The 26,765-nt window shown below is 65.9% G+C and carries 18 protein-coding genes; 2 read left to right on the forward strand and 16 right to left on the reverse strand.

The features are described from left to right. Window positions 1-185: 185 nt before the first annotated feature. From JHD63_RS08935 to JHD63_RS08975, 9 genes are all read right to left on the reverse strand, one after another. The gene (locus JHD63_RS08935) at window positions 186-3,788 is read right to left on the reverse strand and encodes a glycosyltransferase (protein WP_198970401.1); all 3,603 of its coding nucleotides are present in this window, start codon (window positions 3,786-3,788) and stop codon (window positions 186-188) included. Beyond that, window positions 3,785-4,336, reverse strand: a complete 552-nt coding sequence (locus tag JHD63_RS08940) for a class I SAM-dependent methyltransferase (protein WP_198970402.1) — start codon at window positions 4,334-4,336, stop codon at window positions 3,785-3,787. The genes JHD63_RS08935 and JHD63_RS08940 overlap by 4 nt, the downstream gene beginning before the upstream one ends. An 11-nt stretch (window positions 4,337-4,347) precedes the next feature. Then, a complete protein-coding gene (locus JHD63_RS08945) occupies window positions 4,348-5,670 on the reverse strand; it encodes an ABC transporter ATP-binding protein (RefSeq protein WP_198970403.1) in 1,323 nt (440 codons plus the stop codon). After that, window positions 5,660-6,454 (reverse strand): ABC transporter permease, encoded by a 795-nt coding sequence (locus JHD63_RS08950; protein ID WP_370590437.1) that lies wholly within the window; start codon window positions 6,452-6,454, stop codon window positions 5,660-5,662. The genes JHD63_RS08945 and JHD63_RS08950 overlap by 11 nt, the downstream gene beginning before the upstream one ends. A gap of 269 nt (window positions 6,455-6,723) precedes the next feature. Continuing rightward, the gene (gene slmA / locus JHD63_RS08955) at window positions 6,724-7,374 is read right to left on the reverse strand and encodes a nucleoid occlusion factor SlmA (RefSeq protein WP_198970404.1); all 651 of its coding nucleotides are present in this window, start codon (window positions 7,372-7,374) and stop codon (window positions 6,724-6,726) included. A 112-nt stretch (window positions 7,375-7,486) separates the two neighbouring features. Then, window positions 7,487-8,377 (reverse strand): acetylglutamate kinase, encoded by an 891-nt coding sequence (gene argB, locus JHD63_RS08960; RefSeq protein ID WP_198970405.1) that lies wholly within the window; start codon window positions 8,375-8,377, stop codon window positions 7,487-7,489. Between the two features lie 53 nt (window positions 8,378-8,430). Further along, window positions 8,431-9,534: an MraY family glycosyltransferase gene (locus JHD63_RS08965; RefSeq protein ID WP_198970406.1), complete on the reverse strand. Its 1,104-nt coding sequence runs from the start codon at window positions 9,532-9,534 to the stop codon at window positions 8,431-8,433. 206 nt (window positions 9,535-9,740) lie between these two features. Next, window positions 9,741-11,618 (reverse strand): hypothetical protein, encoded by a 1,878-nt coding sequence (locus JHD63_RS08970; protein ID WP_198970407.1) that lies wholly within the window; start codon window positions 11,616-11,618, stop codon window positions 9,741-9,743. Between the two features lie 43 nt (window positions 11,619-11,661). Next, window positions 11,662-12,384: a glycosyltransferase gene (locus JHD63_RS08975; protein ID WP_198970408.1), complete on the reverse strand. Its 723-nt coding sequence runs from the start codon at window positions 12,382-12,384 to the stop codon at window positions 11,662-11,664. 110 nt (window positions 12,385-12,494) lie between these two features. Between JHD63_RS08975 and JHD63_RS08980 the strand changes: the two genes are divergently transcribed. Then, entirely contained in the window at window positions 12,495-16,319 is a 3,825-nt protein-coding gene (locus JHD63_RS08980) for a methyltransferase domain-containing protein (RefSeq protein ID WP_198970409.1), read from the forward strand. Continuing rightward, the gene (locus tag JHD63_RS08985; protein WP_198970410.1) at window positions 16,316-17,473 is read left to right on the forward strand and encodes an acyltransferase family protein; all 1,158 of its coding nucleotides are present in this window, start codon (window positions 16,316-16,318) and stop codon (window positions 17,471-17,473) included. Before JHD63_RS08980 ends, JHD63_RS08985 begins: the two co-directional genes overlap by 4 nt. A gap of 19 nt (window positions 17,474-17,492) precedes the next feature. Here the strand turns inward: JHD63_RS08985 and JHD63_RS08990 are convergent, their stop codons facing one another. From JHD63_RS08990 to gspD, 7 genes are all read right to left on the reverse strand, one after another. Continuing rightward, window positions 17,493-18,380, reverse strand: a complete 888-nt coding sequence (locus JHD63_RS08990; protein WP_198970411.1) for an SAM-dependent methyltransferase — start codon at window positions 18,378-18,380, stop codon at window positions 17,493-17,495. Window positions 18,381-18,463: 83 nt separating this feature from the next. Further along, window positions 18,464-19,726 carry an ABC transporter ATP-binding protein gene (locus JHD63_RS08995; protein WP_445327099.1) on the reverse strand — a complete coding sequence of 421 codons (1,263 nt, stop codon included), beginning with the start codon at window positions 19,724-19,726 and terminating at the stop codon, window positions 18,464-18,466. Further along, window positions 19,717-20,514, reverse strand: a complete 798-nt coding sequence (locus tag JHD63_RS09000) for an ABC transporter permease (RefSeq protein WP_198970412.1) — start codon at window positions 20,512-20,514, stop codon at window positions 19,717-19,719. Before JHD63_RS09000 ends, JHD63_RS08995 begins: the two co-directional genes overlap by 10 nt. An 82-nt stretch (window positions 20,515-20,596) precedes the next feature. Further along, on the reverse strand, window positions 20,597-21,451 hold the full coding sequence (locus JHD63_RS09005; RefSeq protein ID WP_233167835.1) for a peptidylprolyl isomerase: 855 nt from the start codon (window positions 21,449-21,451) through the stop codon (window positions 20,597-20,599). Window positions 21,452-21,697: 246 nt separating this feature from the next. Further along, complete coding sequence (locus tag JHD63_RS09010) at window positions 21,698-23,302, reverse strand: cell surface protein (RefSeq protein ID WP_198970414.1); 1,605 nt, start codon at window positions 23,300-23,302, stop codon at window positions 21,698-21,700. Window positions 23,303-23,786: 484 nt separating this feature from the next. Beyond that, the gene (locus JHD63_RS09015) at window positions 23,787-24,260 is read right to left on the reverse strand and encodes a hypothetical protein (RefSeq protein ID WP_198970415.1); all 474 of its coding nucleotides are present in this window, start codon (window positions 24,258-24,260) and stop codon (window positions 23,787-23,789) included. Between the two features lie 23 nt (window positions 24,261-24,283). Next, window positions 24,284-26,722, reverse strand: coding sequence for a type II secretion system secretin GspD (gene gspD / locus JHD63_RS09020; RefSeq protein ID WP_198970416.1), 2,439 nt, complete (start codon window positions 26,720-26,722; stop codon window positions 24,284-24,286). Between the last annotated feature and the right edge of the window lie 43 nt (window positions 26,723-26,765).

Raw genomic sequence — 26,765 nt, forward strand, 5'->3', positions numbered from 1 at the left:
GCCCTGCAGATGCTCACGCGCGACACCTCGGTGAAGCTCGGGCTGCAGGCCAAGCGCAAGCGCGCTGGCTGGAGCCTGCCCTATCTGGAGCACCTCATGGGCATGGGAGCGGCTCTGGGGATGGGGGCTCTGGTTAGATGCGATTGCCCTGACCACCTGGGCATGTAGCTACTTTTTTTGTAGCATCAGGCTACCGCCGAGGAATCCGCCAGCGCTTCTTCCCGGAGCGCGGCGGTGCGCTGCGCCATGCGCGTGCGGGCGTCGCCGTAGGCACTGGCGAAGATCTCGTTGCGCCGCTTGCGGCTCTCCACATTGGCCGGGGTGCGGAAGAGCGAGGTGACCTTGGGCACGTACGCGAAGCGGTTGCCGTCGGCGTAGACGTTCCAGAGCACCCAGTCCTCCAGCGCGTCCATGTCCACGTCGAAGCCGCCGCGCTCGGCGAACAGCCGGCGCTCGAACAGCACGGACTGGATGGCCATGTAGTTGCGCTCCTGCAGCAGGCCCGGATCGAACGCCTGCTTGAGCACCGGGGGCACGGTGTAGGCGACCTCCTGGTACTCGCCGGCGCCGCCGCCGGGGAAGTCGGTCTCGACCTCCCAGGCGGGCGAGTACGCGGCCACGGCCTCGGGGTTCTGCTGCAGGGCGTGGACCAGGGTCTCGACATGGTCGGCGAACAGCAGGTCGTCGTCGTCCAGGAAGAGGCACCAGCGGCCGCGCGCGGCGGCCAGGCCGGCATTGCCGGCGCTCGAACGCCCGAGCTTGGGCGCGGCGATGAAGCGGCAGTCCAGCCCGGTCACGCCGGCCACCTCCTCGACCGCCGGGCGCACGCTGTCGCCGCCATCCTGCACGACGATCAGTTCCACCTGCGCATAGGTCTGGTGCGCCACCGACAGCACGGCCTGGCGCAGCAGGCTCTCCCGGCCCTGGAAGGTGCGCGTGACGACGCTCACCAGCGGCCGTTGCCCGGCCAGCGGATGGCCCTCCACGAAGGCGCCATCGCGCCGGATCTCGTAGTCCCAGACCTGGAACGGAAACACCGCGTCGCTCGGCCGCCGCGCCGCCAGGGCCAGCGGCGCCTTGACGGCCAGGCGCGCGAAGCTGCGCAGCAGCGCCTTGCGCGCGCCGGGAAACGGCTGCGGCATCACCAGCAGGCCCAGCGCCATCAAGGGCACGATGCCGGCATCGGCCGCGCGCCCGTACTTGAGCCGCAGGTACAGATTGGCGAAGGTGCTGCCGGTGTACTGCACCGGCTTGACCTGGCCGGCCGCCTCGTAGCTGTAGTGCGTGACCACGGCCGAGGGGCAGTAGCGCAGCACCCAGCCGGCGCGCCGGAGCCGGTAGGACAGTTCCACGTCCTCGCCGTACATGAAGATGTTGTCGTCGTAGCCGCCGATCGCCTCGAAGGCCTGGCGCCGCAGCAGCACGCAGGCGTGGCTGTTCCAGTTGACGGCGCCGGTGACCGGGTCGTAGAACTTGGGGTGCTCGTAGGGCTTCTGCCGCAACTCCCACGCGGCGCCGGCCGGGTCCTGCAGCGCCGTGGCCACCACCTGCTGGAGCGCACCGGGATCGAACTCCAGGTCGATGTTGGACACCAGCATGAAGCGCGCGCGGCCCTGCGCCAGGCCCGCGTTGTGGCCCGCGCCGAAGCCGTGGTTCGGCCGCTGCAGCAGCGCCGCATCCAGCCCTTCGGCCCGCAGGGTGTCGACCGCCGCCTGCAGCTGCGCCGGGGTGTCGTCGGTGGACTGGTTGTCGACGAACCACAGGTGCAGCCGCTCGCGGGGGTAGTCGAGCGCACGCAGGCTGACCACGAAGCCTGCCAGCCAGCGGCCGTTGTTGTGGGTCACGACGCTGATGTCGATGTCCGGCCATTCGGGGGGGCGCGGCGGCCGCAGCACGTCGGGCGGCAGGGGGGTGTGGCTGCTGTACCGGTTGCGAAAGCGCACCAGTTGCGACACGGCGTCGAGCCGCACGCTGGTGTTGCCGACCAGACCCGAGGCGGCGATCAGCCGGGTCCGCATCCGGGTCAGGAAACTGCGCACCGGCAGGGGCAGCCGCCGCAGGGAGCGGGATGCCAGCGACCAGCTCAGGCGCCGCGCCTCGGCGAACTCGCCGCGCGCAAGAAGCCCGACGAAGCGCAGCGGCCGCGTGATCTTCCACGAGCGGCTGTTGACCAGGGCACGGATGTCGGAGATGGCCACCTCGTGCCGGCGCGACAGGTCTTCCAGTTGCTGCGACATGCTGTGAAGCTGGCGCTCCAGGCCCTCCGCGCGCTCGCGCTGCCCGGCGATCTGCCCGTGCGCCTGGGCCAGTTCAGCGATCTTCTCGCCTTTCTCGTGGTTCAGCGTCCAGATGCGGGCATTGGCCTGCTCGACCGTGGCATCCAGTTCGTCCTTGCGCTGCTGCAAGGCGCGCAGTTGGGCCTGGGCCAGCTCGATGGCCGCGCGATCGCGCTGCTCCGCCTCGCGCAGTCGCACCATCTCCATCTGCATGCCCAGCAGGGTGTTGGCCTGGCCGGCCGAATGCTGCCGGTACTCGATCAGCGGGGCGGCCACGTGCACCGCCTTCCAGCCCGCGCCCAGCATGCGCACGAACAGGTGGTGGTCCTCCGGCCCGGCCGAGCCCTGGTAGCCGCCCACCTGATCGAATGCCTGCCGGCGGTACAGGGAGGATCCGTGCATGAAGTTGCGCTCGGACAGCGCGGCCAGGGCCTCGGGCGTGGGGTCGGGAAAGCGCCACAGGAACACCGGCCAGCGCTCCAGCCTGCTCTGGCCGATGCGCTCGGCGCCCACCTTGGACGCCAGCTCGGCCGCCCGGTGGCCGAAGATCGCCATGTCGGTATAGGCGATGGCCGCGCCCTCGTTACGGTCCAGCGCGGCGCGGCACTGCGCCACGTAGTCGCTGCGCATGCGGTTGTCCGCGCCGAGAAAGCCGATGTAGTCGCCGCTGCACAGGCGCACCGCCTTGTTGAAGTTCTCCACGATGCCGAGGTTGCGCTCGTTGAGCACCACGGTGGCCACGCCGGCATAGCGCTGCGCGATCTCGGCCGAGCCGTCGGTGGATGCATCGTCGATCAGGACGATCTGGTCCGGGGGGATGGTCTGCGCCAGCACCGACTCCATGGCCTCGGGCAGGAACGCGCCGTAGTTGTAGTTCGCCACCACGATGCTCACCCGCTTCCGCGCGAAGCGGGAGGATTCCGCCACCGTGACCCGGTTGAGCTGGTAGCGGTCGCTGTCGTTGCCCGCCACGCAGGACAGGGCGCCCGCGTAGCGCGCCCGCACCATGTCCACGACGGCCGGCGCGTGGTCTCCGTGCGGGTAGGCGAACCACTCGAAATGGGGCGGCGCAAACTGCGCCCGCAGGCCATCGGGCACCGTCAGTTCCGTGGCAAGCGCCTGCTCGCCCAGGCCCGCCAGCCGCTGGTGACTCGCGGTATGCCATTGCAGGCGGCCCCCGTGGGCGGCCATGGCGTGCAGTTGCGCGACGGTGCAGAACCTGGCCCGCGGCTCCGCGGTGTCGAAGGCGTTGTCCGCGCCCAGGTAGTTCCCGGTCACGAACAGTTCGAACGGATAGCCCCACTTCTTCAGCAGGGGGAACGCGAACTGGAAGACGTTCTCGTAGACCCCGTCGAAGGTGATCGCCACATGCCGCGGATTGCGGCTGTCGTAGTCGGCCAGATGCACCACGTCGAAGGCGGCCAGGTCGGCGAGCTGACGGTCGAATGCGTCCGCCGTGATCCACCACTGCGTGGGCGACGTGGCCGCGATCTTGTGATAGAGAAGAATCATCTTACATACACCTCCAGGCGGTGCATGTACTCGCGATAGGGATAGAAATTCACGTCGAGCAGGGTATAGGGAAAGCGGGCAGGCCGCCATTCATGGATATGGCAGGAGGCCACCACTCCCTTCTCGGAGAGCACCCCATCGAGCAGCGTCTGCAGCACCGAGAAGGCGCCGCCCAGGTACTGGGGGTACAGGACTCCGGTGATCACCACCAGATCGAAGCTGCCGCTCACCACGGAGTCGAGGTCGAACATCGAGCCTGCATGAAACGAGAACCGGCGGGCCTCGGCCTGCCCGAGCCGCGCCTGCCGCGCGCGCGCCCACTCGATGGCGGCGGCCGAGATGTCGAGACCGAGCACTTCACGGCCTGGCAGATCGAAGGTCACGAAGCCATTGCCACAGCCGATGTCGAGCACCCGGTTCCACTCGCGCTCGGGCAGCAGCGCGAGCAACTCGGACTTTCTGCGCTGGTCATGGGGATTGCCGTCATATCCCCACGGGTCGGCCTCTGCGTAGTGCCGCTCGATGTCTTGCGCAGGTTGAATGCTCATGAATACTCAAATCACCGGTAGATGTCCACGGAAAGCCTCGGCGACACCAGCGCCCAGCGCTGCACGCCCGGCTGCTGCCCGCTCACGAAGGAGCCCGCCAACTCGATGTAGTCTATGTAGTCGGTCGCGACCGAAGGCTGGTAGTCCACGAGAAACGCCTGGATCCCGAAGCGCCCCGCACGCAAGCGGTTCTCCAGCGAAATCCGCAGCCTGCAGGTGTCTCCTGTGCCGCATGCGCGGAGGTCCACCCCTTCGTTGTGGGTATTGGTGCCGATCAGCAATTGTCCCGCCGCGTCCACCACGTAGAAAGCCAGTGCGGGGTTCGGCAGCGGCTCGTACAGGCGGAACGTGATTTCCACGACCAGCGGCTCGGCAAAGCCGACATAGGGCTCCGCACCATGCACGCCATTGACGGAAAGCGCCAGGATTTCCCCCTGCTGGCGCGACCCGCTCCTGTACGCTGCCACGCGCTCGGCGAATTCGCGGTGGATCTGCTCGTCCGCAAGCCTGCCGCCGCCGGACAGGGGCACGGCGGGCGCCGGCTCGCTGGCGGCGGCAGGCCCCTCCGCCTCGCGCACGTCGGCCAGGTAGCGGCTGCAGGCTTCTCCCGCCTCGCCGTAGAACACGGCCTCGCCGTTGCGCAGGTAGAGCGCACGGCTGCACAGGCGCTGGACCTGCTCGATGTCATGGGTGACGAACAGGACGGTGCAGCCCGCTGCCGCCAGTTCCTTGAGACGCCGCAGGCATTTGAACTGGAAGGCGAAATCGCCCACCGCCAGCGCCTCGTCGACGATCAGGATTTCGGGATCGACGTGGATCGCCGCGGCAAAGGCCAGGCGCGCGAACATGCCACTGGAGTAGGTCTTCACCGGCTGATCGATGAAGTTGCCGATGTCCGCGAACGCCACGATGCTGTCGAAGCGCTGGTCGATCTGCTCCTTGCTCAGCCCCAGCACGGTGCAGTTCATGTAGACGTTTTCCCTGCCGGTGTAGTCCGGGTTGAAGCCCGAGCCCAGCTCCAGCAGGGCGGCGATGCGCCCGAACGTTTCCACCTCGCCCGCAGACGGCACCAGAGTGCCGCAGATCATCTGCAGCAGCGTGGATTTCCCCGACCCGTTGCGGCCGATGATTCCCACCGTCTCCCCGCGCCGGATCTCGAAGCCAAGCCCCTTCAGGGCCCAGAACGAGCGGTAGTAGGAATGCTCGGCAAACCCCATGAGCCTGCGCAGCCGCGGCAGAATGAACTGGCGCAGGCGCAGGGCCGGGGCGTCATAGATGTGGTAGCACTTGCCAAGACCCTGGGCGCGAATCGCAACAGCGGATTCAGAGGACATCGGCAAACCCTTTGCGCGTCTTCTGGAACCAGAAGAACCCGGCCCAGGCCACCAGCAGGGCGCCCACGGTATAGGCGAGCAGCCCGGGCCAGTGCGGCACATGTCCCCAGATCAGCACCTCGCGCGTCTGCTCGATGATGAACGTCAGGGGATTGAGCATCATCCAGAAGCGCATGCGCTCCGGCAGCGACGTGACCGGATAGAAAACGGGCGAGAGAAACAGCATCACCGTGGTGAACAGCGCCGTGGTCTGCCCCACGTCGCGCACGAAAACGCCCAGAGACGCCAGTATCCACCCCAGGCCCAGGCACATGATGACCAGGGGCATCACGACAAAAGGCAGCAGCACGACCGTCCAATGGACGAAGCCGTTGAAAATGGCAAAGGCCATCAGCAGCACGCACAAGCTGACCAGGCTGTGAAAAAGGGCTCCGCCCAAGGTCACCACGGGAAGAATCTCGAGCGGGAAAACCACCTTCTTCACATAGTTGACGTTATTCACGATCAACAATGGAGCGCGGTTCACCACTTCGGAAAAAAGCCCGTGGACGATCATGCCGGTGAACAGCAGCAAGGCAAAAAGCGTCTTGCTCTCCACCGGATCGCTGCCGCCCCATTTGGTCTTGAACACCACGGAAAACACGAAGGTGTAGACCGCCAGCATGAGCACCGGGTTCAGGAACGACCAGAGCAGGCCCATGGCCGAGCCCTTGTACCGGCCAATGATCTCCCGCCACGTCATCTGCTGAATAAGTTCACGATGGCGCAGGAGCACATGGACCATGGATCTCATTCCCGTCGGGAATGGAGAATGCGGATTCAAATCTTTCCTTGGATGTCCCGATGCAGCCGTTCATTGTATTGAACGCTCTCGGGCGCCCGGCCCAGGAGGCTGTCGGGCTTGGACATGACCCTGCGTTGAGCGACGGAGTGCGCGGGCAAGGCGCCCGGCGCGAGCTGCACCGAGGTGCAGCGAGCATGGGCAACTCCGCCCGCATGCCCTGTCGCTCAACCCTTCGGGCCGCCGCCTGGACGGCCGGAAGAGCGGGCTTGCTAAGCCACCATGCGCGCCAGGCTGCGCTCCAGGTGTTCCGACGGCAGGCGGCGGAAACCCGAGCGCGCGTAGCGCTGCAGGCGCCCAAGCACGAATGCGGTCAACAGCGAAGCCAGCACCTGGGCGTCGGCGTCCGGCGTCGGCGAGGCATCTGCCGATGGGGCCGCTTCCCGCAGGTTCTGGCGCAGAGCGGCTTCGATCTTGTCGAAGAAAAGATTCATGCGCTGCTGCAGCCGCTCATGCTCGAACACCAGCGCATCGCCCACCATGACGCGCGTCATGCCCGGGTTCCTCTCTCCGAAGTGCAGCACCATGTCCACGATCTGCCGGGCTCGAGCCTCGCCGGAGACTTCGCGCATCGCGATCTGCTGCACCAGGGTGAAGACGGATTGCTCGATGAAATCGATCAGGCCTTCGAACATCTGCGCCTTGCTCGCGAAATGGCGGTACAGGGCGGCCTCGCTCACGTCCAGGCGCGACGCCAGTGCCGCTGTGGTGATGCGCTCCGCTCCGGGCGTCTCCAGCATCGCCGCCAGGGCCTGCAGGATCTGGATGCGGCGCTCGCCGGGCCGTGGCCGCTTGCGCGACGCTGCCGCGGCTTCGGACGGCAAGGCGTCCTCCGGGAGGGAAGTAAGGGCAGACTCGGGCATTTTGTAACTGTGCGTATCTTGATGTGGATTTTCTCACACCTCCGCCGGCACAGCATGTGCTCCCTCGCGAGGGGTTGGCGAATAGGCGAAGCCCGCGCCCTGGGTTTTCCAGTCAACTGGAACGGATCATGGTCCCGAAGGCCTGGTCGGTCAGGATTTCCAGCAGCAAGGCATGCGGCACGCGGCCGTCGATGATGTGCACGGAGTTGACGCCGCTCTTCGCGGCATCCAGCGCGCCCTCGATCTTGGGCAGCATGCCGCCGGAGATGGTGCCATCGGCGAACAGCGCGTCGATCTCGCGCGCGCTGAGGTCCGTCAGCAGTTCGCCGGCCTTGTTCAGCACGCCGGGGGTGTTGGTGAGCAGCACCAGCTTCTCCGCCGTGAGCACGGTGGCCAGTTTGCCGGCGACCACGTCGGCATTGATGTTGTAGCTCTCGTTTTCCTCACCGAAGCCGAGCGGACTGATCACCGGGATGAATTGGTCGTCCTGCAAAGCCTTGACCACGGACGGATCGATGCTCACGATGTCGCCCACTTGGCCCACGTCGTGGAAGCGGCTCGGGTCGTCCCGGTCGGGCAACTGCAGCTTCCTCGCGCGGATCAGGCCGCCATCGCGCCCGGTCAGGCCCACTGCCTTGCCGCCGGCCTGGTTGATCAAGCCCACGATGTCCTGCTGCACCTCGCCGGCCAGCACCCACTCGACCACTTCCATGGTTTCGGCGTCGGTCACGCGCATGCCCTGCACGAAGGTGCCGGTCTTGCCCAGCCGCTTGAGCGCCGTCTCGATCTGCGGTCCGCCGCCATGCACCACCACGGGGTTGATGCCCACCAGCTTGAGCAGCACCACGTCCTCGGCGAAGTCGGCTTGCAGCGCCGGGTCGGTCATGGCGTTGCCGCCGTATTTGATGACCATGGTCTTGCCGTGGAACTTGCGGATGTAGGGCAGCGCCTGGGCCAGGATTTCGGCCTTGTCGCGCGGCGCAATGGAGGCTGCGTCGGTCATGATGCGGGTGGGTTGGAGGAAATCAGCCGCGCATTGTGCCGCAGCAGCGGCCCTCAGCGCCGCAGCCAACGCGGCACCTTGAAGCGCACGATCATCAGGTAGGCCCCGACATAGCTCAGCGCGAACAACGCACAGAACAGCATCAGGACCCAGGTGGTGCGCCAGAACATCGTCGCGGGCACGACCGTGAGCATGGTGAAAGCCCACAGATAGGGCGCCGTGCGGTTGTTGCGCATCAGGATGCGGCGCGTCTCGTCGTCGTGAAATACGCGGTGCACGACGCGGCGATAGATGAGCTGATGGAAGTGCAGCGCATCGGCGACGCTGGGCGACATGCCGCGGGTGAGCTTGCGGTAGATGGAAAAGAAGGTTTCCCACACCGGATAGATCAGCAGCAGCATCGGGAACCACGGCGACACCTGAGGATGGCGCTTGACCAGCACCAGGCTGGCCACAGCGATGCACACGCCCCAGAAGTAGGCGCCGCCATCGCCCGCAAAAATCATCCCGCGCGGGAAATTCCAGAACAGGAAGCCGGCGGTGGCCCCGGCCAGGCACAGCAGGATGCCCGCCAGCTGCCGGTCCCCCACCTGCAGCGCCACATAGGTCAGTGCCAGGCAGGCCACGAGCGCGACCATGCCCGCCAGGCCGTTGTAGCCATCGATGATGTTGAACGCATGCGGCAACCCCGCGACCGCCACCAGCGCCAGCGCAGTTCCGGCCAGCGGCACGCCGGCCAACAAGGCGTCCACTCCCGGAATGCCGACCCGCACCATGGACAGATCCAGCATGACCACCGCCATGACCGCCGATCCCCCGGTGAGCAGCAGCCGGAACACTACCGCGAGCCGCTGCGTCAGGTCTTCCGCCACGCCGCCGATCAGCGCCGGCAGGGAGATGGCGGCCCATGCCAGCGCCACGGCGAGCGTGATGTCGAAGAAGCCACGGTTCTCGAAGTGGAATGCAACCGCCGCGGCGGTCCAGCCACAGGCGGTGCCGGCGAAAATGGCCAGCCCTCCCACGCGCGGGATATCGCCCACGTGGAAGCGCTGCGGTTTGCTCTTGCCATAGCGCCGCGCATGGCCGCGCGCTCTACGTATCAGCAGGATCGCAACGTACGCGGCGGCAAACGCGCTGAGGCAGAACAGAAACACCATGGGCAGGAAACCATCGAGAAACTAGGTCAAACATTTGCCAGCGCCGTCACCGGAATATGCATGGCCTGAAGCGCGTCGCCGGCCCCTGGAGCCCGCGCACGGTGGGCGCATTTTCCGGCATTTCTCAGCCGGCCCTTACCGCCCGTGACAAAAAAGGCAAGCGTGTCACCAAGACCGTCGGCCTTGCGCGGCGAACCGCCAAACGCTCACTGCATCATGGCCTGCACCGCCGCCCGCAGCGGCGCCGAACCGTGGTGGGGATTGGCCGCGTCGAAGGACATGACATTGCTCACGCCCTCGCGCCAGGGGCCCGAGCCCTGCGCTTCCGCAAAGAAGGACAGGAACCGCGCGCCATGCTCGGCATGCCGGCGCAGCACTGCCTTCAACTGATCGGGCGACATGGCGCGCAGGGGGTGGAACTCGGTCACGCCGTAGAAGTCGCGGCCACTGTGGCGCAGCCAGTCGAAGAAGGACGCGCCATAGCTGGCTTCGCCGTAGAGACTCACGCCCAGCCCCAGGCGAGCCGGCACGTCCAGGTCCTGCTCGACCGCGAACTTGCTCACGTCCCAGCCCGGATTGACGAAGGGCAGTATCTGGTGGGAATAGATGCGCTCGGGCGGCACGCAGGAGCCGGCCACTACCGCACGGAAGTGGTCCAGGTAGTCGCGCACCTGGCGCGCGCGGAACGCGTTCCATAGCGGGACCAGCGGATTGAAGTAGTACGAAGAGAGTTCGGCCGGCGCATCCACATGGAACTCCACCCCGGGCGGCACCGGCGCCGCGACTGGCAGCGGGCGCGATGGCAGAGCCTGCGGCGCGGTCTGCGCCCGGTCCATGATGGCGATGTGGCGGGTGTCCAGGCGCGCCAGGAGCCCGCCCTCCTCCATGTAGATGTCGAGGCGATGCATGCCCGGCGGCAGGCCCGCATACGCGAGATCGAAGCGCCAGCCCAGGTCCGCAGTCTTGAACTCCGGCCGCGCCGCCAGCACGTCCTGCCGGCCGAAGCGCGCCTGCACCCGCCCCGCCAGGCTGCCATCCAGGTAGACCCTGACCCAGGGAGCGTCGGCCGCGCCGCGGCCCGGGGCGTGCAGCCAGCCCATCACCGGCAGGGTACCGGCGGCATAGGCGTCGATGTGCTCCCAATAGTGCCGAAGAGGCTGAGAGCGTATGTCCCTGGAGGGTGGCGCCAATTCGTCGAAACTGCGAAAGCCGGCCCCCAGTTGGGCGTTGAGGCGCTCGACCGTGCCGAAACGCTGCCGCAGGAACTGCCGGAAGCCCTGCACGCTCGCCGCGCTGTAGTCCGTGGTCACGTAGGGCCCGGAAAACCCCATGCCATCCTCGAAGCGGGGAAACATCTGGTGCAGCTCGCCCAGCAGCGTCACCCCGCGCACCCGCTCCCGCGCGGCCTGAGGCAGGCCGCAGACCCCCTGCAGCAAGGCCCGGACCACCGACTCCCGGGCGCGGGTGATGCCGTTGTCCAGCCGCACGAAGGACCAGGGGTAGATATCGGTCTGGTAGTAGCGGTCCTTGCCCAGCGGCCCTTCGGGGGTCTGCAGCAGGTTGTCGGCATCCTGCGCCAGCGCGGCCTCGGCCGGCGCGGCGCTGCCGAAGTGGGTGGAGAACAGGTACAGCACCACGGGCCGGTCGGCGTCGCGCACCGAGCGCACGGCACGCCCGACGGCCTCCTGGTCCACGGTCCACTGGCCCTGCTGCAGCGTCAGGAACTTGAGCAGCGGCAGGTTCAGGGTGTAGCCCATCTCGAGCGTGCCGTCCCGGCTGGTGCGGCGCTCGCCCAGGGCGCGCAGGGTGGACTCGATGATGGGCGCGGCCGACGCCTGCGCACCCTGGCACTCCCGCGCGATCGCCGGCGACCTGGCCGCCTCCTCGGGCCGGTCGGCGAACAGGCAGGCATCCAGGCCCATCATGGGCGCCAGCAGCAGAGGCCCGGGACGCGAGGACGCCAGCACCCCCAGCAACAGCACGATCGCCACGAAGGCCAGGAGCGCCACGGCCAGTGCACGGGAACCTGCATCGCCGGCCTGCCGGTCACCGGAGCCGGACGAAGATGAGTGGGAAGAAGTCATGGAATCCAATGAAAGACGTGGCGGCCGGCGCGCACCGCCCTGCTCATGCCGAAGGAACAAGGTAGCGGCGCGCCCACAGATAGCGCCACAGCACGGCGCCCGTCCACAGCCGCCACAGGCTGCGCAGGTGCCAGGCGAGATGCCGCCACTGCCGGTGGCTGGCGCGCTGCGCTTCGTGTACCGCATCGACAGGCACGCGCAGCAGCCGCCAGCCGCCCAATTGCAAGCGCAGGCAAAAGTCCACGTCCTCGCAGTACATGAAATAGCGCTCGTCAAAGCCCCCCAGTTGCCGGTAGACCGGAGCCGGCAGCACCCACAATGCCGCGCTGGCCCAGTCCACCCGCGCGTCCGCGCGCCGCAGCACGCGCCGCCGGAAGAGGGCCCAGGGCGTCAGCGCCGAGCGCTCGCTGTCCTGGACGGCACCGTCGGCATCGAGCAGGCGGGGGTAGGCGCACCCCACGCCCGGGCGCGCGGCCGCCTCGCAGAGGGCGTCCCACAGCGAAGGGTCCGGCAGGCGCATGTCGGGATTGAGCACGCAGAACAAGGGCGCATCGGCCCGCTCGAATGCGCGGTTGTGGTTGGCGCCAAAACCGGCCGGTGCGGCATTCATGACCTGCGTCAGGCGAAACGGCCAGCCGCCTTCCTGCAAGGCGGTGGCGGCGGGCGGCAGATTGTGCGTGAGGATGACCTGCACGATCCGCCCCGCCCCCGTGCGCGCAAGCTGCTGCAGCAGGCCGGGCAACCAGGCATCGTGTCCGTGGCTCACCACCGACACCGCCAGCCCGTTTTTTGAATCGTCTCGCCTCGTCACGCCTGGCCCGAATGCTCCTGAAAAGCGCGCATTATCCCGCCGGGGGCGCCCGGCATAATCCCGGCATGACCCAAAAGATAGGAGATCTGCATGTATATCTCCGAGAAATCAAAGACGATGAACGCACGTCCCTGTCGGTCCTCTCGGGCCTGATCAGCCCTGGCGCCACCGTGCTGGACCTGGGCACGGGCAGCGGCGCGCTGGGCCAGTATCTGCGGGAAACCAGGCAATGCACGGTCGATGGCGTCACGTTCAATGAAGAAGAGGCAGCGCACGCCCGGCCTCACTATCGGCGCCTGGAAGTGGCCGACCTGGACAATTGCGACCTGGTGCAGATGTTCGGGGGCATGCGCTACGACGCCATCGTCTGCGCCGACGTGCTGGAACACCTGCGCAACCCCACCCGCATCCTGGACGCCGCGCGCACCCTGCTCACGCCGCAAGGCCAGGTGCTGATCTCGATCCCCAATGCGGCCTATTGCGGGCTGATCGGCGAGCTGATGCTCGGGGAATTCCGCTACCGCGAAGAGGGCCTGCTCGACGGCACCCACCTGCGCTTCTTCACGCGCCGCTCGCTGTCGCGCTTCCTCCAGGAAGCCGGCTGGAGCCTGGAGGGGCTGGAGGAAATCCGCCGCGAACTCGCGGCCTCCGAATTCAAGGTGGCTTTCGACAACCTGCCACCTGCCGTGGCGCGCTACCTGCTGGCGCGGCCGGACTCCCTCACCTACCAGTTCATCGCCCGCACACGGCCGGCCGCCGAGGGCGCAGCGCCCGGGCCGCTGCCGCCCGGCCCCGAGGACGGCCGCGCCGTCTTCACCGCCGAGCTGTACCTGGGCCGTGACGGCCGCTACGACGAAGCATCCAAGCTCACGGCCATCGGCACCATCGGCGAGCCGCGGCAGACGCTGCGCTTCGCATTGCCCGCCGGTGCCGGCACCACCCAGTTGCGGCTGGACCCGGCAGACCGGCCCGGCTTTCTGCACCTGCACGCCCTGACGCTGCGCGGCGCCCGGGACGAAGTCCTGTGGCGCTGGGACGGCGGCGCCGACGGCCTCGGCGCGCTGCTGGAGGCACAGCACCAGCAGATGGTGCTGTCGAACAATGCGATGCTGCCCGATGCGGCCATGGTGCTGCTGCACGGCGAGGACCCCTGGATCGAGCTGCCGATCCCGCCGCAGACCACCCGGGCCGCGTGCGCCCTGGAAGTCGAGCTGGGCTGGCCCATGTCGGCCGACTACCTGGCGCTTTCCGGCAGCGTCACGCCGCTGGCGCAGCGCATCGAGGAACTGCGGCGGCAGGCCGCGGCCGACCATGCCGAGCACGAGCGCACCCTGGAGCACGAGCGCAGGGAGGCGCTGCACGCCCTGCAGCAGGAGCGCGCCGAGACCGCCAGCGTCAGCCAGCAGCGCGTGCACCTGGCCGAGCAGAACAAGCTGCTGCAGGAACAGCGCCGCGGACTGAGCGCCGAACTCAATGCGCTGAAGTCCGACCACCACCGCCTGGTCGGCGAATTCGACCAGTTGGCCACCCACCTGCGCTGGATCGAGCAGTCCACCGTCTTCCGCGCCACGCGGCCGGTGGTCAAGGCCAAGATGTGGCTTCAGCAGCAGTTGAAGCTGTCGGCCGGCCGCGGCACCGCCGAGCCCCGCGACGCGCAACCGGTGACGCCGCCGGCGCAGCCGGTCGACGTGATCGTCCCGGTCTACCGCGGGCTGGAAGACACCCGCCGCTGCGTCGAGTCGGTGCTGGCCCAGAACTGCCGGACGCCGCTGCGCCTGATCGTCATCAACGACGCCAGCCCGGAGCCCGAAGTCACCCAGTGGCTGCGCAGCATGGCGGGCCAGGACAGCCGCTATCTGCTGGTCGAAAACGAGCAGAACCTCGGCTTCGTCGGCACCGTCAACCGCGGCATGGCCCTGAGCGAAGCGCACGACGTGGTGCTGCTCAACAGCGACGCCGAGGTCGCGAACGACTGGCTCGACCGCCTGCGCCGCGCGGCCTACTCCGACGCGCGCGTGGCCTCGGTCACGCCCTTCTCCAACAACGCCACCATCTGCAGCTATCCGCGCTTCTGCCAGGACAACGCGCTGCCGGCCGGCTACGACACGGCCGCGCTCGACCGGCTTTTCGCCGCCGCCAATGCGGGCCAGGTGGCCGACGTGCCCACCGGCATCGGCTTCTGCATGTACATCCGGCGCGACTGCCTCGACCAGGTCGGCCTGTTCGACGTCGAAACCTTCGGCAAGGGCTACGGCGAAGAGAACGATTTCTGCCTGCGCGCCGCGGCCGCCGGCTGGCGCAACCTGCATGCGCTGGACACCTTCGTCATGCACGCCGGCGGCGTGAGCTTCGGTGACGCCAAGAGCCCGCGCGAGCGCGCCGCCATGGAAACGCTGCGGCGCATGTACCCGCACTACGAGCCCGCCATTCACCGCTTCATCGCCGACGACCCGGCGCGCGGCGCGCGGCAGGCGGTGGACCTGGCCCGGGTGCGGGCGCGCGGCCTGCCGGTGGTCCTGGCCGTCATGCACGACCGCCAGGGCGGCACCCTGCGGCACGTGGGCGAACTGGCGGAACACCTGAGCGACCACGCCAGCTTCTTCATGCTCGCGCCCACGCACGGCGGCGTGCTGCTGCGGCTGGTGGGCCGGGATGAAGCGCTGGCCATGATGTTCCGCCTGCCCGAGGAATTCGACGATCTCGTCGCCGCCCTGCGGGCCCTGGGCGTGCGCCACATCCACTACCACCACCTGCTGGGGCACGGGGAGGAGGTCATGGCGCTGCCCGAGCGCCTGGGCCTGCCCTTCGACTTCACCGCGCACGACTTTTACGCGCTGTGCCCGCAGATCTCCATGACCGACAAGCGCAACGGCTACTGCGGCGAGGAAGGCCGGGGGCAATGCATGGACTGCCTGGAGAGCAGCCCGGCCCCGGGCGGCATGGACATCGATGCTTGGCGCGCGCGCCACGGCAGCTTCGTGCTGCGCGCGCGCCACGTGCTGGTCCCCAGCCGCGATGCCGCGCGCCGCTTCCTGCGCTACCTGCCGCAGGCCGACGTGTGCGTGGCGCCCCACACCGACGTGGCGGCCGACAAGCCCCTGCCGGCGCCCGCGCCCCGCCGCCTGCCCGAGGACGCGCCGCTGAAGGTCGTGGTCATCGGCGCCCTCAGCCCGATCAAGGGCGCCGACGTGCTGGAAGACGTGGCGGTCGAGGCCCACAGGCGCGGCGCCCCGGTGGAATTCCATTTGCTGGGCTACGCCTACCGCAACCTGCGCACCCGGCCCAAGAGCGCGCTGAGCGTGCACGGCGAGTACGACGAGGCCGAACTGCCCGAACTCCTGCGCTGGCTCCAGCCCGACCTGATCTGGTTCCCGGCCCAGTGGCCCGAAACCTACAGCTACACCCTGAGCGCCTGCCTGCAGGCCGGCATGCCCGTGGTGGCGCCGGACCTGGGCGCTTTCCCCGAACGCCTGAGCGGACGCAAATGGACCTGGCTGCGGCCCTGGAACACACCCGCGGGCGAGTGGCTGCGCTTCTTCGAGGACTTGCGCGAGCGGCACTTCGTCACCGGCACCTCGCCGTCCCCCTACTGGGCGGTGGCGCCCCATCCCGGCACCGAGGCCCTGATCCAGGACTGGGACTATGCGCGCGACTACCTGACCCACCTCGACCGCCTGCCGCCCACGCCGCCCACCGAGCCGCTGACGCGCGAGTTCATCGCCGCGCACCAGCCCGACCGTACCGACCTGCCCGGCCAGACCGGCCTGCATGCGCGGCGCGGCCTGCTGCGCATGCTGGTGCGGCTGCGCTCTGCGCCGGGGCTGCGCGGCGTCGCCCGGGCGATCCCACTACGAGTACAAACGCGCATCAAGAGTTGGCTGAGCACATGAAGACAGCCCATATGGGGAACAAAGACCCCGCACATCACATGCAGGTGATCGATGGCATTCGCAGTGCCAGTACTCGTTGGTCGACACTCGATGGCTTGCGCGGCATGATTGCAGTTACCGTACTGGTGGGTCATGTTCAATATTCATGGTTACCTGGATCATTCATCTTCATGGATACCTTCTTCATGATGAGTGGTTTCTTGATTACACGCATTCTTGTGCGCCAATGGCAACAGAATGGAAAAATCAATCTTCTGGAGTTTTATCGGCGGCGCTTCCGAAGATTGGCACCAGCGTTATTGCTGGTAGTCGCTTTCGTTGGACTGTGCAGCGCGCTCATCGGTCGAACGAGCCCCAACCCCGGGTTGCATCTGCTGGCAGCGATCTTTTATTTTGAAAATTGGTTGCGTGCGCTTGCTATACCACACGACGGCATCCTTGGCCACACCTGGTCGTTGGCCATTGAGGAGCAGTTCTACCTCGTATGGCCTCTGCTGCTTATCGCTGGACTGTCCATCGGACCCGCACCCCGCAACCTTGCCAATAGCACCGGAACACCATCTGCATTACATTCGACCCGCTGGATCGTATTTTTAAGTGCTGTCGTGATTCTCTGTATGGCATGGCGCACCCACCTTGCATTACGAGGCGTGCCCATAGAACGACTCTACAATGGCACCGACATGCGACTCGATAGCCTGGGACTAGGGGCTCTTCTGGCGCTCACGTTCCACACTCGACACGTCCGCGCGATATCCAATTGGCTCGCATCAGGCTGGGCCAGTACCGCTGTGCTTGCACTGTTGTGGTGGGCGGCTTTCAATGTCGATTTTCGTTGGCATATTTGGTATGCGTGGATTCAACCAATTTGCACGTTGCTATCACTGGCGCTTCTGGCAGGCCTCCTGGCTATGCCACCTACCACCTATCTTTTCAAATTATTCTCCCACCCGGCAATACGGTATGTGGGCACAATCAGCTACGGCTTCTATCTGTGGCACTACCCTCTAATAGACTTGAGCAGAGAACTGCTACAACTCCAACCAGTCGGGGTTTTATTGATAAGCGCTTCATTGACCCTGCTACTAGCCAGCATTTCGTATCACTTCTTGGAACTTCCCTTGCTGGGCGGCAAACGGAATTCGGCTCGATGATCTTTAAGTGTCTAGAAAATTACGGCCGAGTTATCACGTAGGCATCCTGATGCGCCCAAAAATGGGCTGGGCTAAACAGAGCCAACCTATCTGAACCCATGCTTTCAGCAATACGCGCCAGCACGAAATCCTTTGAAGTGAAGGTAGTGCCGTATTCAGCCGTATCGATAGCAAGTGATTCGCTAGCGGGGACAAAGTGGAATCCATTCGCATCCAACGTCACCCCTTGCCGGCGCACAGCCTCCGCTCCGTGGGTCGTGAAAACAAGAACACCTCCAGGCGCTACACAGTCATACAGCCGTGCGAGCCAACGCCGCCAGGTACTAAGTGGTAGATGGCTGAACAGCGAAAGCGCGAACACGACATCATACGTATCTGAGAGTTCCAGCGCCTCGGGCACCACTGCGGACTGAACACCTTCAACGCCCAATGTCTGGCGACAAAATTGCACCGCATCCGGCACGATGTCCGATACCACGACACGATCCGCCCCCAGAGCCTTGACTAAATGACGAGTGAAGCGCCCATGCCCGTTGGCAAACTCTAAAAATCGGTGCACTCCTGCCAATGGTCGGTCGATACGTTCAAGAAGCAGCATCAATTCAGACAAGGTGCGCCAGCCATCCGCGAAGTAGTCGCGCAACGGGTTAATACTGGTTGGGTGAGTAGAAAAAAATCGAAAAATATCGTCCGCAGGTGCAATTGCGCATTGCACACCTACCCAAGGCGAAAATGCACCGTCCAACAAATGGTGCTCTATCAAATTGTGCGCCGATATACGTGTTTCTTCATACTGACGCGCACGGCATAGGAAATTGGCCGCTGCGGCCAGGTCTCCGGACTTTATGCAAGCTTGCCCCAGCGCCAGCAATTCGGCGGGCGTCTCGCCATTCAGTGATTCGTACATTCGATCATCTCATATCTTACGCACGTCATACTACAAAGCATGTCGTGCAGCAATTTAGTTAAACTGATGCAAGTCTCGCATCTTCAGGACCACCGATGAGGTAGGCGAACCAATCCTGGCATTAAGGTTGGCGAGACGAAGCGAAAATGCATGTAGTAAAGCCATTGGTCATAGACGATCAGGCCACTTTCGTCAAAAAGGAATGCGCTCACCACGTATTCCCCACTGTGCAACGGCAAATCAGGAAAGGTTAGCACTGATCGCCATAGGCCATCGCCCATGGATATGGGTGTGACCCCTTCTTCGTGCGTTGCCAGCGAAGTGATCCCGACCCCTTTGGATTGTTCGATCATGAAACCAATATTGGGCCGCTCGTCCGCACGCCCGCGCACCGTGATGGTCGCCACCAGGTCGCGGCTCTGGAGCAAGGGCGGATCGCCTTCGCCCAGGCCGGCCACCGTCAGCGACACGATGCAGGCGGCGCCCTCTTCCCTCGGCGGGAGCGGGATCGGTTCGGCGGCTTTCGCGCCGCCCGACTCGCCGTCGGCGCCGGGCATCGGGTCGGCAATGTCCAGCCCATCCTGCGCATTGCGCAGGCGGGTGTGCATCTCGTAGGCGCCCAGCACCGGCTCGGTCGGCCCGATCTCGCGCACCCGGCCGCCGTCGAGCCACAGCGCCACGTCGCACAGATGGCGGATGTGGTAGGGGCTGTGCGAGCAGAACAGAATCGTGCAGCCCGCCTTGCGGAAGGCCGTGATGCGCTCGATGCACTTCTTCTGGAAATGCTGGTCGCCCACGGCCAGCGCCTCGTCGATGATCAGCACGTCGGGCTGCACCGCCGTCACCAGCGCGAACGCCAGGCGCACCACCATGCCGGACGAATAGGTCTTCACCGGCCGGTGGATCGCATCGCCCAGCTCGGCGAACTCGGCGATCTCGGGCTCCAGCCGCTGCATGTCGGCCTGCCCGATGCCGATCAGGCTGCCCGCGAAATACAGGTTGTCGCGCCCGGTGAAGTCGGGGTGGAAGCCCGCCCCCAGCTCCAGGATGGCCGTGACCCGGCCGATGCGCTCGATGCGCCCGGTGCTCGGCTGCACCGTGCCGGCCAGCAGCTTGAGCAGCGAACTCTTGCCCGCGCCGTTGTCGCCGATCACGCCCAGGCACTGCCCGCGCCGCAGCTCGAACGACACCTCGCGCAGCGCCCAGTGGCTGCGGTGGTAGCGGCGGCCGGTCACCAGCGCCTTGAGCCGGTCGCGCGGCGAGGCGTACAGGCGGTACTCCTTGCCCACGCCGGTCACCCGCAGCACCGGCGCGCCGGAGGCTTGCAGCGGCGGGCTCACAGCCAGTCCACCAGTTGCTCGCGGCTGCGGCGCACCGCGGCCGCCAGCAGCGCCAAAGCCACCAGCCACCACGCGCCCGCCCCGGCCCAGGACGCCCAGGAAGGCCAGGCGCCCTGCAGCAGCACGTTCTGGTAGCCCAGCAGCAGCGGCGTCATGGGGTTGAGCCACAGCACCCAGCGCCAGGCCGCGGGAAACAGGCTCAGCGGAAACAGCACCGGCGACAGGAAGATGCCGACCGACAGCAGAAAGCCCACGATCTGCACCGTATCGCGCAGCGCCGCGGCCAAAATCGCCAGCAGGTAGCCCAGCGTCAGGCACAGCAGCACCTGCAGGGCCAGCAGCACAGGCAGGGCGAGCAGCGCCGGGCTCATGTGGTGGGCCGGGATATAGGCCACCGCCAGCAGCAGGATCAGCGGCGCGTACACGATGCTGCTGGCAAAGGCCGAGCGGGCCACGAACAGCACCGGCGGCAGCGCATTCTTCTGCAGCACGCTGCCCGCATCGAGCAGGCTGTTCATGGTGCGGCCCAGCGTGTCGCAGAACGCCATCCAGGGCAGCGAGCCCACGATCAGGTAGGCGCCGGCCCGGTGCGTGGGCGCGTTCTCGCCCAGCCGCATGGCAAACACCACGTCGAACACCAGGAAGTAGGCCGCCACCGTCAGCAGCGGCTGCACATAGGCCCAGGCGATGCCGCCCGCGGCCCCCGCGTAGCGCGCCGCGATCTCGCGCCGCGTCATCACCGCCACCAGCGCGCGCGCGCGCCACAGGGCGCGTGCGTCATCCAGCACAGGCATGGGGTTCAAGGGTAGGAGGAAGCGTCGGCCGGGCAACAGGGCCCGGCATTCGGATCGAAGCCGGGCACGGGGCCAGGACAGGTCAGCGGTAGCGGCTGGAGAAGGCCTCGACGGCCGCCTCGTCGAACTTGGCGTCCTTCAGCAGTTCGGCGGCCTTGGCGGCGCGGGCATCTTCCAGCACCTTGACCCGGGCGCTGTCCATCAGGCCCTGCTTGACCTCGTCGAAGGGCAACAGGCCAGAAGGCTTCTTCTCTTCCAGCTCGATGATGTGGAAGCCGAAGCTGCTCTCCACCACCGGCGACAATTCGCCCGGCTTTTCCAGCGCAAAGGCGGCCTGCTCAAAGGCCGGGACCATCTGCCCCTTCTTGATAAAGCCCAGCTCCCCGCCCTTGGCGGCGCTGCCTGGGTCGCCGGACTTTTCCTTGGCCAGCGCGGCAAAGTCGGCGCCGGCCTTCAGGTCGGCCAGCAGCTTCTCCGCCGTGGCCTTGGCATCCGGCTCGGTGGAGCGGATCAGGATGTGCCGCACCCGGACCTCTTCCGGCGCCCGGAACTGCTCGGGCTTGGCGTTGTACTGCGCACGCGCGTATTTCTCCAGCGCCGCCGCATCGGGCGCCGCGGCCTTGTCGATCTGGGCAATGCGTGCATCGGACAGCACCCGGTCGCGCGCAATGCGCAGCGAGGCGATCACCTGCGGGTCCTTGTCCAGCCCCGCCTTCTCCGCCTCGGCAGCCAGCGCGCGCCGGGTGTAGAGGTTGGAGGCCGCGGCAGACACGTTCTCGGTCTTGCCGAAGACCTTGCTCTCGGCCGCGCCGGGGATGCGCAGCACCTCCGCCGTCAGGTCGGCATCGGTGATCTGCACGCCGTCCGCACCCTGCACCACGGACTGCTGCGCCCATGCACACGACAGCATGGACAGCGTCAGACAGCCCGCGATCAAGCGGCGGCCGGCCAATCGAGCAACGGGCGAAGAATGCCCAGAAGATGCCACAGCGGGCAAGAACGGGATCAATGGAGTTGGCATAAGAAGCAATGGGCCCAAAAGCCGCATATTGTGCAGCACCCGCCTGCGGGCGGCGCCATACCCCCACGGAGCATCCAATAAAAAAGGGCAGGAGATCACTCTCCTGCCCTTTAGCCACCCAGCCTTTGAAGGCCGAGCGCGCTTACCTAAACATCGCCTGGATTACTGTGCACCAGCCTTGGTGAACTTGTGAGCGTACGTCCAGCTGTAGTTGGTGGACATACCAGCAGCCGGGGCACCCACGGCACTGGTGTAGGCAGAGCCCAGCACCGGCAGGCCAGCATTGCTCAGGCCCGGGGTCCCAATATTGATCCAACCTTCTTGGTAACCGGTGTACAGGTTCTGCACGGCCACGGTGGCACCCAGAACACCGTTACCAGCCGGGTTCGTCGGATTGTTATTGACCGTCAGCACGCTGACTTCACCGCAGAACTGCAGCGTGGTAGCCGTACCTGGGGAGATCACGGGCCCGCTCGTCAGATATTGCTCTGAACGGCTCCAGCCGGTCACGGAACCGCCAGGCTGCACGCAAGCCAAATTACCCTTCACGGTAGTATTGGCAGCGGTGAAGTAAGTGGGGTTATCCCCATTGAATACGACCTTGGCCGGACTGGCAGAGTAGTCAACTGCAGCAGCGTAGCGACGCGTCGGCATGGAGAACGTAAAGTCCGTCTTGGAGCCGATGGAGGCCAGAGTGCTGTAGTCGTTCTTGACAGTACTGACAGCAAGTGCCTTGGACAGAGCAGCAGCCTGCGAAGCAGCCGTGGTCGTCGTGGTACTGGCACCGATGTACAGAGTGGACAGATCCGGGAAGTCGAACTGCAAAGGCACGATACCGCTCACGTACGGCACGGGAGCGCCACTGACCAACAGCGGGTCAGCCGTCAAATTGCCAATATTAGTCACCTCGCCACTACCCAGCTTGTTGCCAGTCTGAGGAGAGAAAACCAGATTGCCACGCCCCGGCGCACCGCCGGCTGATGCACGAGCTTCCACCGCCGTAGGTTCCGTGGACCATGCCATATAGGCGTTGGCCGAGTTGATGATGAAGGCGTTGGTGTACAGGCCGCCCGACGGCGTATCCAGACCCAGCGCGTTCAACTTCGCACCGTCCGTCGTAACATTGTCGGTAGCAAGCGCGGTCAAAGTGGAACCGGTGCAAGGAGCGACGCCATTGATGTGCTTGGTAGCGGTGAACAGCGGATTGGTGGTCGTGCCATCGCTCAGTTGCGGAGGCACATCAGCCATGTTCAGCACTTCGATGTAGCCTTCACGGGTCCACTCGGCCTTTTGAGCGTCGGTGAACGTCGGGGGCAGGCGGTCGGTAATGAACTTGCCGTTCACGCTTGCGGGCAAGGTGCAGGAATTATCTGCGGTATACAGTTGGGACAGGCCCGTGGCGGCATCCTTGCCGACGTCAGCCGTCCACACGTCGCCAGGCGACAGGAACAGCGTGAAGTCGAACACGTCGTCGGAGTTTGCGGCGCTGCGGAAGCGCACCTTGACGGCCTTGCCATTCGTGGCGTCCGTGTTGGTGATGCTGATCAGCGTGTGGTTGCCGTTCTGCGTGCTGAAGTAAGGAATGATGCCGATGTGACCGATGCCGCCGGGATTCAACTCCAGGACGGTGGCTGTGGTCGTGGTCAGCTTGTTGCCACCAGTACCAGTACCAGTACCAGCAATAGACACGGCTGCGTTGGCTGCGCCGGCGAGCGTCAGGCCGCCGATGAAGGCGCCGATGCTCAGAGACAGAAGACTCTTCTTCATTAATAACTCCATGGAAAAAGTTGGTAAGCGCAACTACAAAGAGCGTGTACGCCACGAGATGTTAGCAGGGAGAGCTTGGTGTCAGCAGATTTTGGCTCACACGCCCCTCTTTTGTTGGACACCTGCAACACCCTGGATACACCCGGCATTGATGTAGCAATCTTGTTCACCGCACCGCCGTTAAAAGCATCACAAAGACAGCAGGACGAACCAACGTCCTCCCTCGCGCACCCACGTCTCGTCGAGAGCGGAGCGAAGCGTAGCCGGACTGTGTGCCGGCGTCAAACTTTTTATAGCGGATTGCGTCACGTTTTTGCGAAATGTTGAGCCGGAGCGGACCACAACGCGCACAAGACGACGGGCAAGAACGATGCGGCTGTCGAAGCCACATCTCGCGGACACATTCAGGCAAAGGCTTCGCTTCAGCCGTTGCGATGCCCGTGGCAAGCGGCCATGGCCCCGGCGCGCGGGCCACGGCTTCTGCTCAGAGTGCGGGCAGGAAATACCAGCGCCCGTCCTCCAGCACCCAGTTCTCGTCCAGCGCGGTGGTCAAGGTGGGAAGGCCGCGGATCGGTGTGGAGTTCTTGATGGTCACCTTCAGCACGGCGGTGCAACTGGCAGCACTCGCACACGTGACCTTGACGACCTCCGAACTGACCCAGCTCTTTGCCGGCCCGTAGTTGAGGCGATAGGCCTTGAAGTCCTTCAGAGCCCGATAGGAGGGCGCCGTTAGTTCATAGGAGCCCTCGAACTTGTCCGCCATCATGAGCTTCCAGCGCTCGGCGGCGCGCTCGGCCACGATCTGCTCGGGCGTCTTGGGTGCCACGGCGGCACAGCCGAACAGCCAGAGCCCCGCGCCCACGAGGGCGACGGCCAGCACGGCGCGGCGCAGATGGGCAGGCGCCGCGTGGGAAACGTCATTGCGGTCGGGCGAAGAATGGCTGCAGGTACGCAACATGGGCAAGGCCTCTTGGTCTGGGTTCAATTGGGGGTTTTGATGTAGGTGGCAGGGTCGGGCAGCTTGGACATTCCCGGTGACTGCTCCACCAGCGAGTCCGATCCGCGCTGCGACGAACCGCGCAGGTTCGAGAGCCGGTCATCCGAGAAAATTCCCTTCATGCGATCGCGCATTTCGGAGCCGACGTCGCGGATGTCTTCGTCCGCCCGGATCACGCGTGGCGTGAGGATGACGATGAGTTCGGTGCGATCCTTCGCCACGGTGGTGGCGCCGAAGGCGGCACCAATGAGGGGCAAGTCTTTGAGAAAAGGAATGCCATTGTTGCCGTTCTGGGTGTTGTCTCGAATCAAGCCACCGAGCACGATTGCGTCCCCAGAACGCACTGCAACCTTGCTGGTGATTTGACGCTGACGGAAGGGTGGTTGCTGCCCCGCGGTTGTTACCGCGCCCACATCCGTCACGGCTTGGGTGAGCTGCATTGTCACGATGTTGCCAGCATTGACGGAAGGCAGGATCTGCAATTGCACTCCGGTATCCTTGTACTGAACACTGCTCGAAGAACCCACACCCGGGACGATGACCGTCTGGCCCACGATGGGGACTTGGTCCCCCACCATGATGGAGGCCACCTGGTTGTCCATGACCATCAAGGAGGGGCTGGAGATGACCTTTACGAGAGAGTCGGTAGCCAAGGCGTTCAACGCAGCCCGCACCGCACCTGCCGAATTGATGACAGAGTAGGAAAATCCCTGGCCCAGCAGGTCACCGACCTTCCCCGAATCAGTGAGACTGAGACCACCCGTACCTCGTAGACCACGGCCGGCGTTGCTGAAAGACCACTCCAGACCATATTGAAGACTGCCCTTGAGCGTGACTTCGACGATGCTGGCCTCGATCAGCACCTGCGGCACCCGCACGTCGAGGCGCCTCAAGGTGGACTCTATCTTGTTGAACTCCCCGTTGGTCGCGTAGACCAGCACTGCGTTGTTGACATCGTCGGCAATGACGCGCACGCCATTGTTGAAGGTGACGGCACTGACGCTGGCACCTCGACCCGCCTGCTGGTTGGCGGTATTGGTGTTTCCTCCGAAGGAACTGCTGCCGCCAAGGCCGACGCCACCGGCCATACCGAAGCCCCCGGAGGTCCCGCCCCCAAAACCACTGGAGCCGAAATTGCCGCTGCCAAAGCCGGTGTTGCCGAACCCTCCGCTGATGCCCGAAGACGAACCCAGCCCAGGCGCAATGCCGGTGCCGCCGCTGGCGCCGGAAGCACCACCACCATAAATGCCGCTCAGCACCTGGGCCAGATGCCGCGCGTTGCCGTTCTGGACGTTATAGACGTGGAGTTGCGGCTCGCTGCCGTTGTCGCTGGGCTTGTCGAGCCGCTCGATCCAGCGGCGTGCTTCTTCCAGATAGGCGGCGCGTGGCGTCACGACCAGGATGCTGTTGATGCGTTCGATCGGCATGATGCGCAAGGCACCGAACAGCGGATTGGATTCCGCCAGTGCCGCCGCGGCGCCAGCGGCCTGCGAAGGCGCGCCCGGCGTGGAGGCGGTGGCGGCGCCAGGAGCCGCCGGGCGCGAGGGCGCGGAGCCCGCGGGCTGGCCGCCACCGCCGCCGCCGCTGACGATTTGCAGCGCGGCCTGCACCTCCGCCACCGAGGCGTACTTGAGCGGGAACACGCCGACGGACATGCCCTTGAGCAAATCCACGTCGAAGGTGGAGACGATGTCGAGCCAGCCCTCGGCTTGCGCACGCGTGCCGACCATGACCAGCAGGTTGCGCAGGGTATCGACCCGCACCAGCGCGTCGCCGCCGGCAATGGGGCGCAGGATCGTGGCCATTTCGCCGGCGCCGATATAGCGCAGGGGCACGATGACGGCGCCGTAGCCGGGCGGCAGGGCTCCACCCACGGACTGGCGCGGCGCCGCGACGATGCCCTTGAGCGCGTCGGGCTTGCCGATGTGGTAGGTGCCGCGGGCGTCGCGCGCCATGACCAGGCCGTTGGCCTGCAGCGCGGTTTCCAGCAGGAACACCGCTTGGTCCGGCGTGACCGGCTCGCGCGTGGCCAGCGTGACCGAGCCGTTGACCTGGCCATGGAAGACGAAGTCGATCTTGGCGACCTCACCCAGGATGACGTTGGCAACCTCGGCAATGGGCGCATCTTCGAACTTGAAGGAGCTGGGAGCGCCGGCGATGGGCCGGATGCTGGCCTTGGGCGGCGCGATGACCTGATCGTTGCCGCGAATGATGCGCGGCTCCTTGGCAGCCTGGGCGTCTGCGGCCGGCGAAGACGCGGTGTCAGCCGGCTCCGCGGCAGGTGCGGCGGGCGCCATGTCCAAGGTACTGATGGCGGCAGAGGCGGCTGCCCCGGCATCCTGCGACGGAACGGCCTGGGCCCAGGCGCCGTTGGATGCGGCCACGACCAGGGCGGAGAGCGTGGCGATGCGAAGATGGTTCATACGTGCTATCGGTGGCAAGCGGGCTCGCGGCAGGTGCGGCCCG

Source organism: Xylophilus sp. ASV27 (assembly GCF_016428875.1).
Classification (GTDB): Bacteria; Pseudomonadota; Gammaproteobacteria; order Burkholderiales; family Burkholderiaceae_C; genus Xylophilus.

Bases quoted from the DNA above. Each gene is read 5' to 3' on its own strand.
- JHD63_RS08985 (WP_198970410.1), top strand. From the start codon at position 16,316: ATGAAGACAGCCCATATGGGGAACAAAGACCCCGCACATCACATGCAG.
- JHD63_RS08935 (WP_198970401.1), bottom strand. From the start codon at position 3,788: ATGATTCTTCTCTATCACAAGATCGCGGCCACGTCGCCCACGCAGTGG.
- JHD63_RS08940 (WP_198970402.1), bottom strand. From the start codon at position 4,336: ATGAGCATTCAACCTGCGCAAGACATCGAGCGGCACTACGCAGAGGCC.
- JHD63_RS09015 (WP_198970415.1), bottom strand. From the start codon at position 24,260: ATGTTGCGTACCTGCAGCCATTCTTCGCCCGACCGCAATGACGTTTCC.
- gspD (WP_198970416.1), bottom strand. From the start codon at position 26,722: ATGAACCATCTTCGCATCGCCACGCTCTCCGCCCTGGTCGTGGCCGCA.
- JHD63_RS08970 (WP_198970407.1), bottom strand. From the start codon at position 11,618: ATGACTTCTTCCCACTCATCTTCGTCCGGCTCCGGTGACCGGCAGGCC.
- JHD63_RS09010 (WP_198970414.1), bottom strand. From the start codon at position 23,302: ATGAAGAAGAGTCTTCTGTCTCTGAGCATCGGCGCCTTCATCGGCGGC.
- JHD63_RS09000 (WP_198970412.1), bottom strand. From the start codon at position 20,514: ATGCCTGTGCTGGATGACGCACGCGCCCTGTGGCGCGCGCGCGCGCTG.
- slmA (WP_198970404.1), bottom strand. From the start codon at position 7,374: ATGCCCGAGTCTGCCCTTACTTCCCTCCCGGAGGACGCCTTGCCGTCC.
- argB (WP_198970405.1), bottom strand. From the start codon at position 8,377: ATGACCGACGCAGCCTCCATTGCGCCGCGCGACAAGGCCGAAATCCTG.
- JHD63_RS08965 (WP_198970406.1), bottom strand. From the start codon at position 9,534: ATGGTGTTTCTGTTCTGCCTCAGCGCGTTTGCCGCCGCGTACGTTGCG.
- JHD63_RS08950 (WP_370590437.1), bottom strand. From the start codon at position 6,454: ATGGTCCATGTGCTCCTGCGCCATCGTGAACTTATTCAGCAGATGACG.
- JHD63_RS08945 (WP_198970403.1), bottom strand. From the start codon at position 5,670: ATGTCCTCTGAATCCGCTGTTGCGATTCGCGCCCAGGGTCTTGGCAAG.
- JHD63_RS08990 (WP_198970411.1), bottom strand. From the start codon at position 18,380: ATGTACGAATCACTGAATGGCGAGACGCCCGCCGAATTGCTGGCGCTG.
- JHD63_RS08980 (WP_198970409.1), top strand. From the start codon at position 12,495: ATGACCCAAAAGATAGGAGATCTGCATGTATATCTCCGAGAAATCAAA.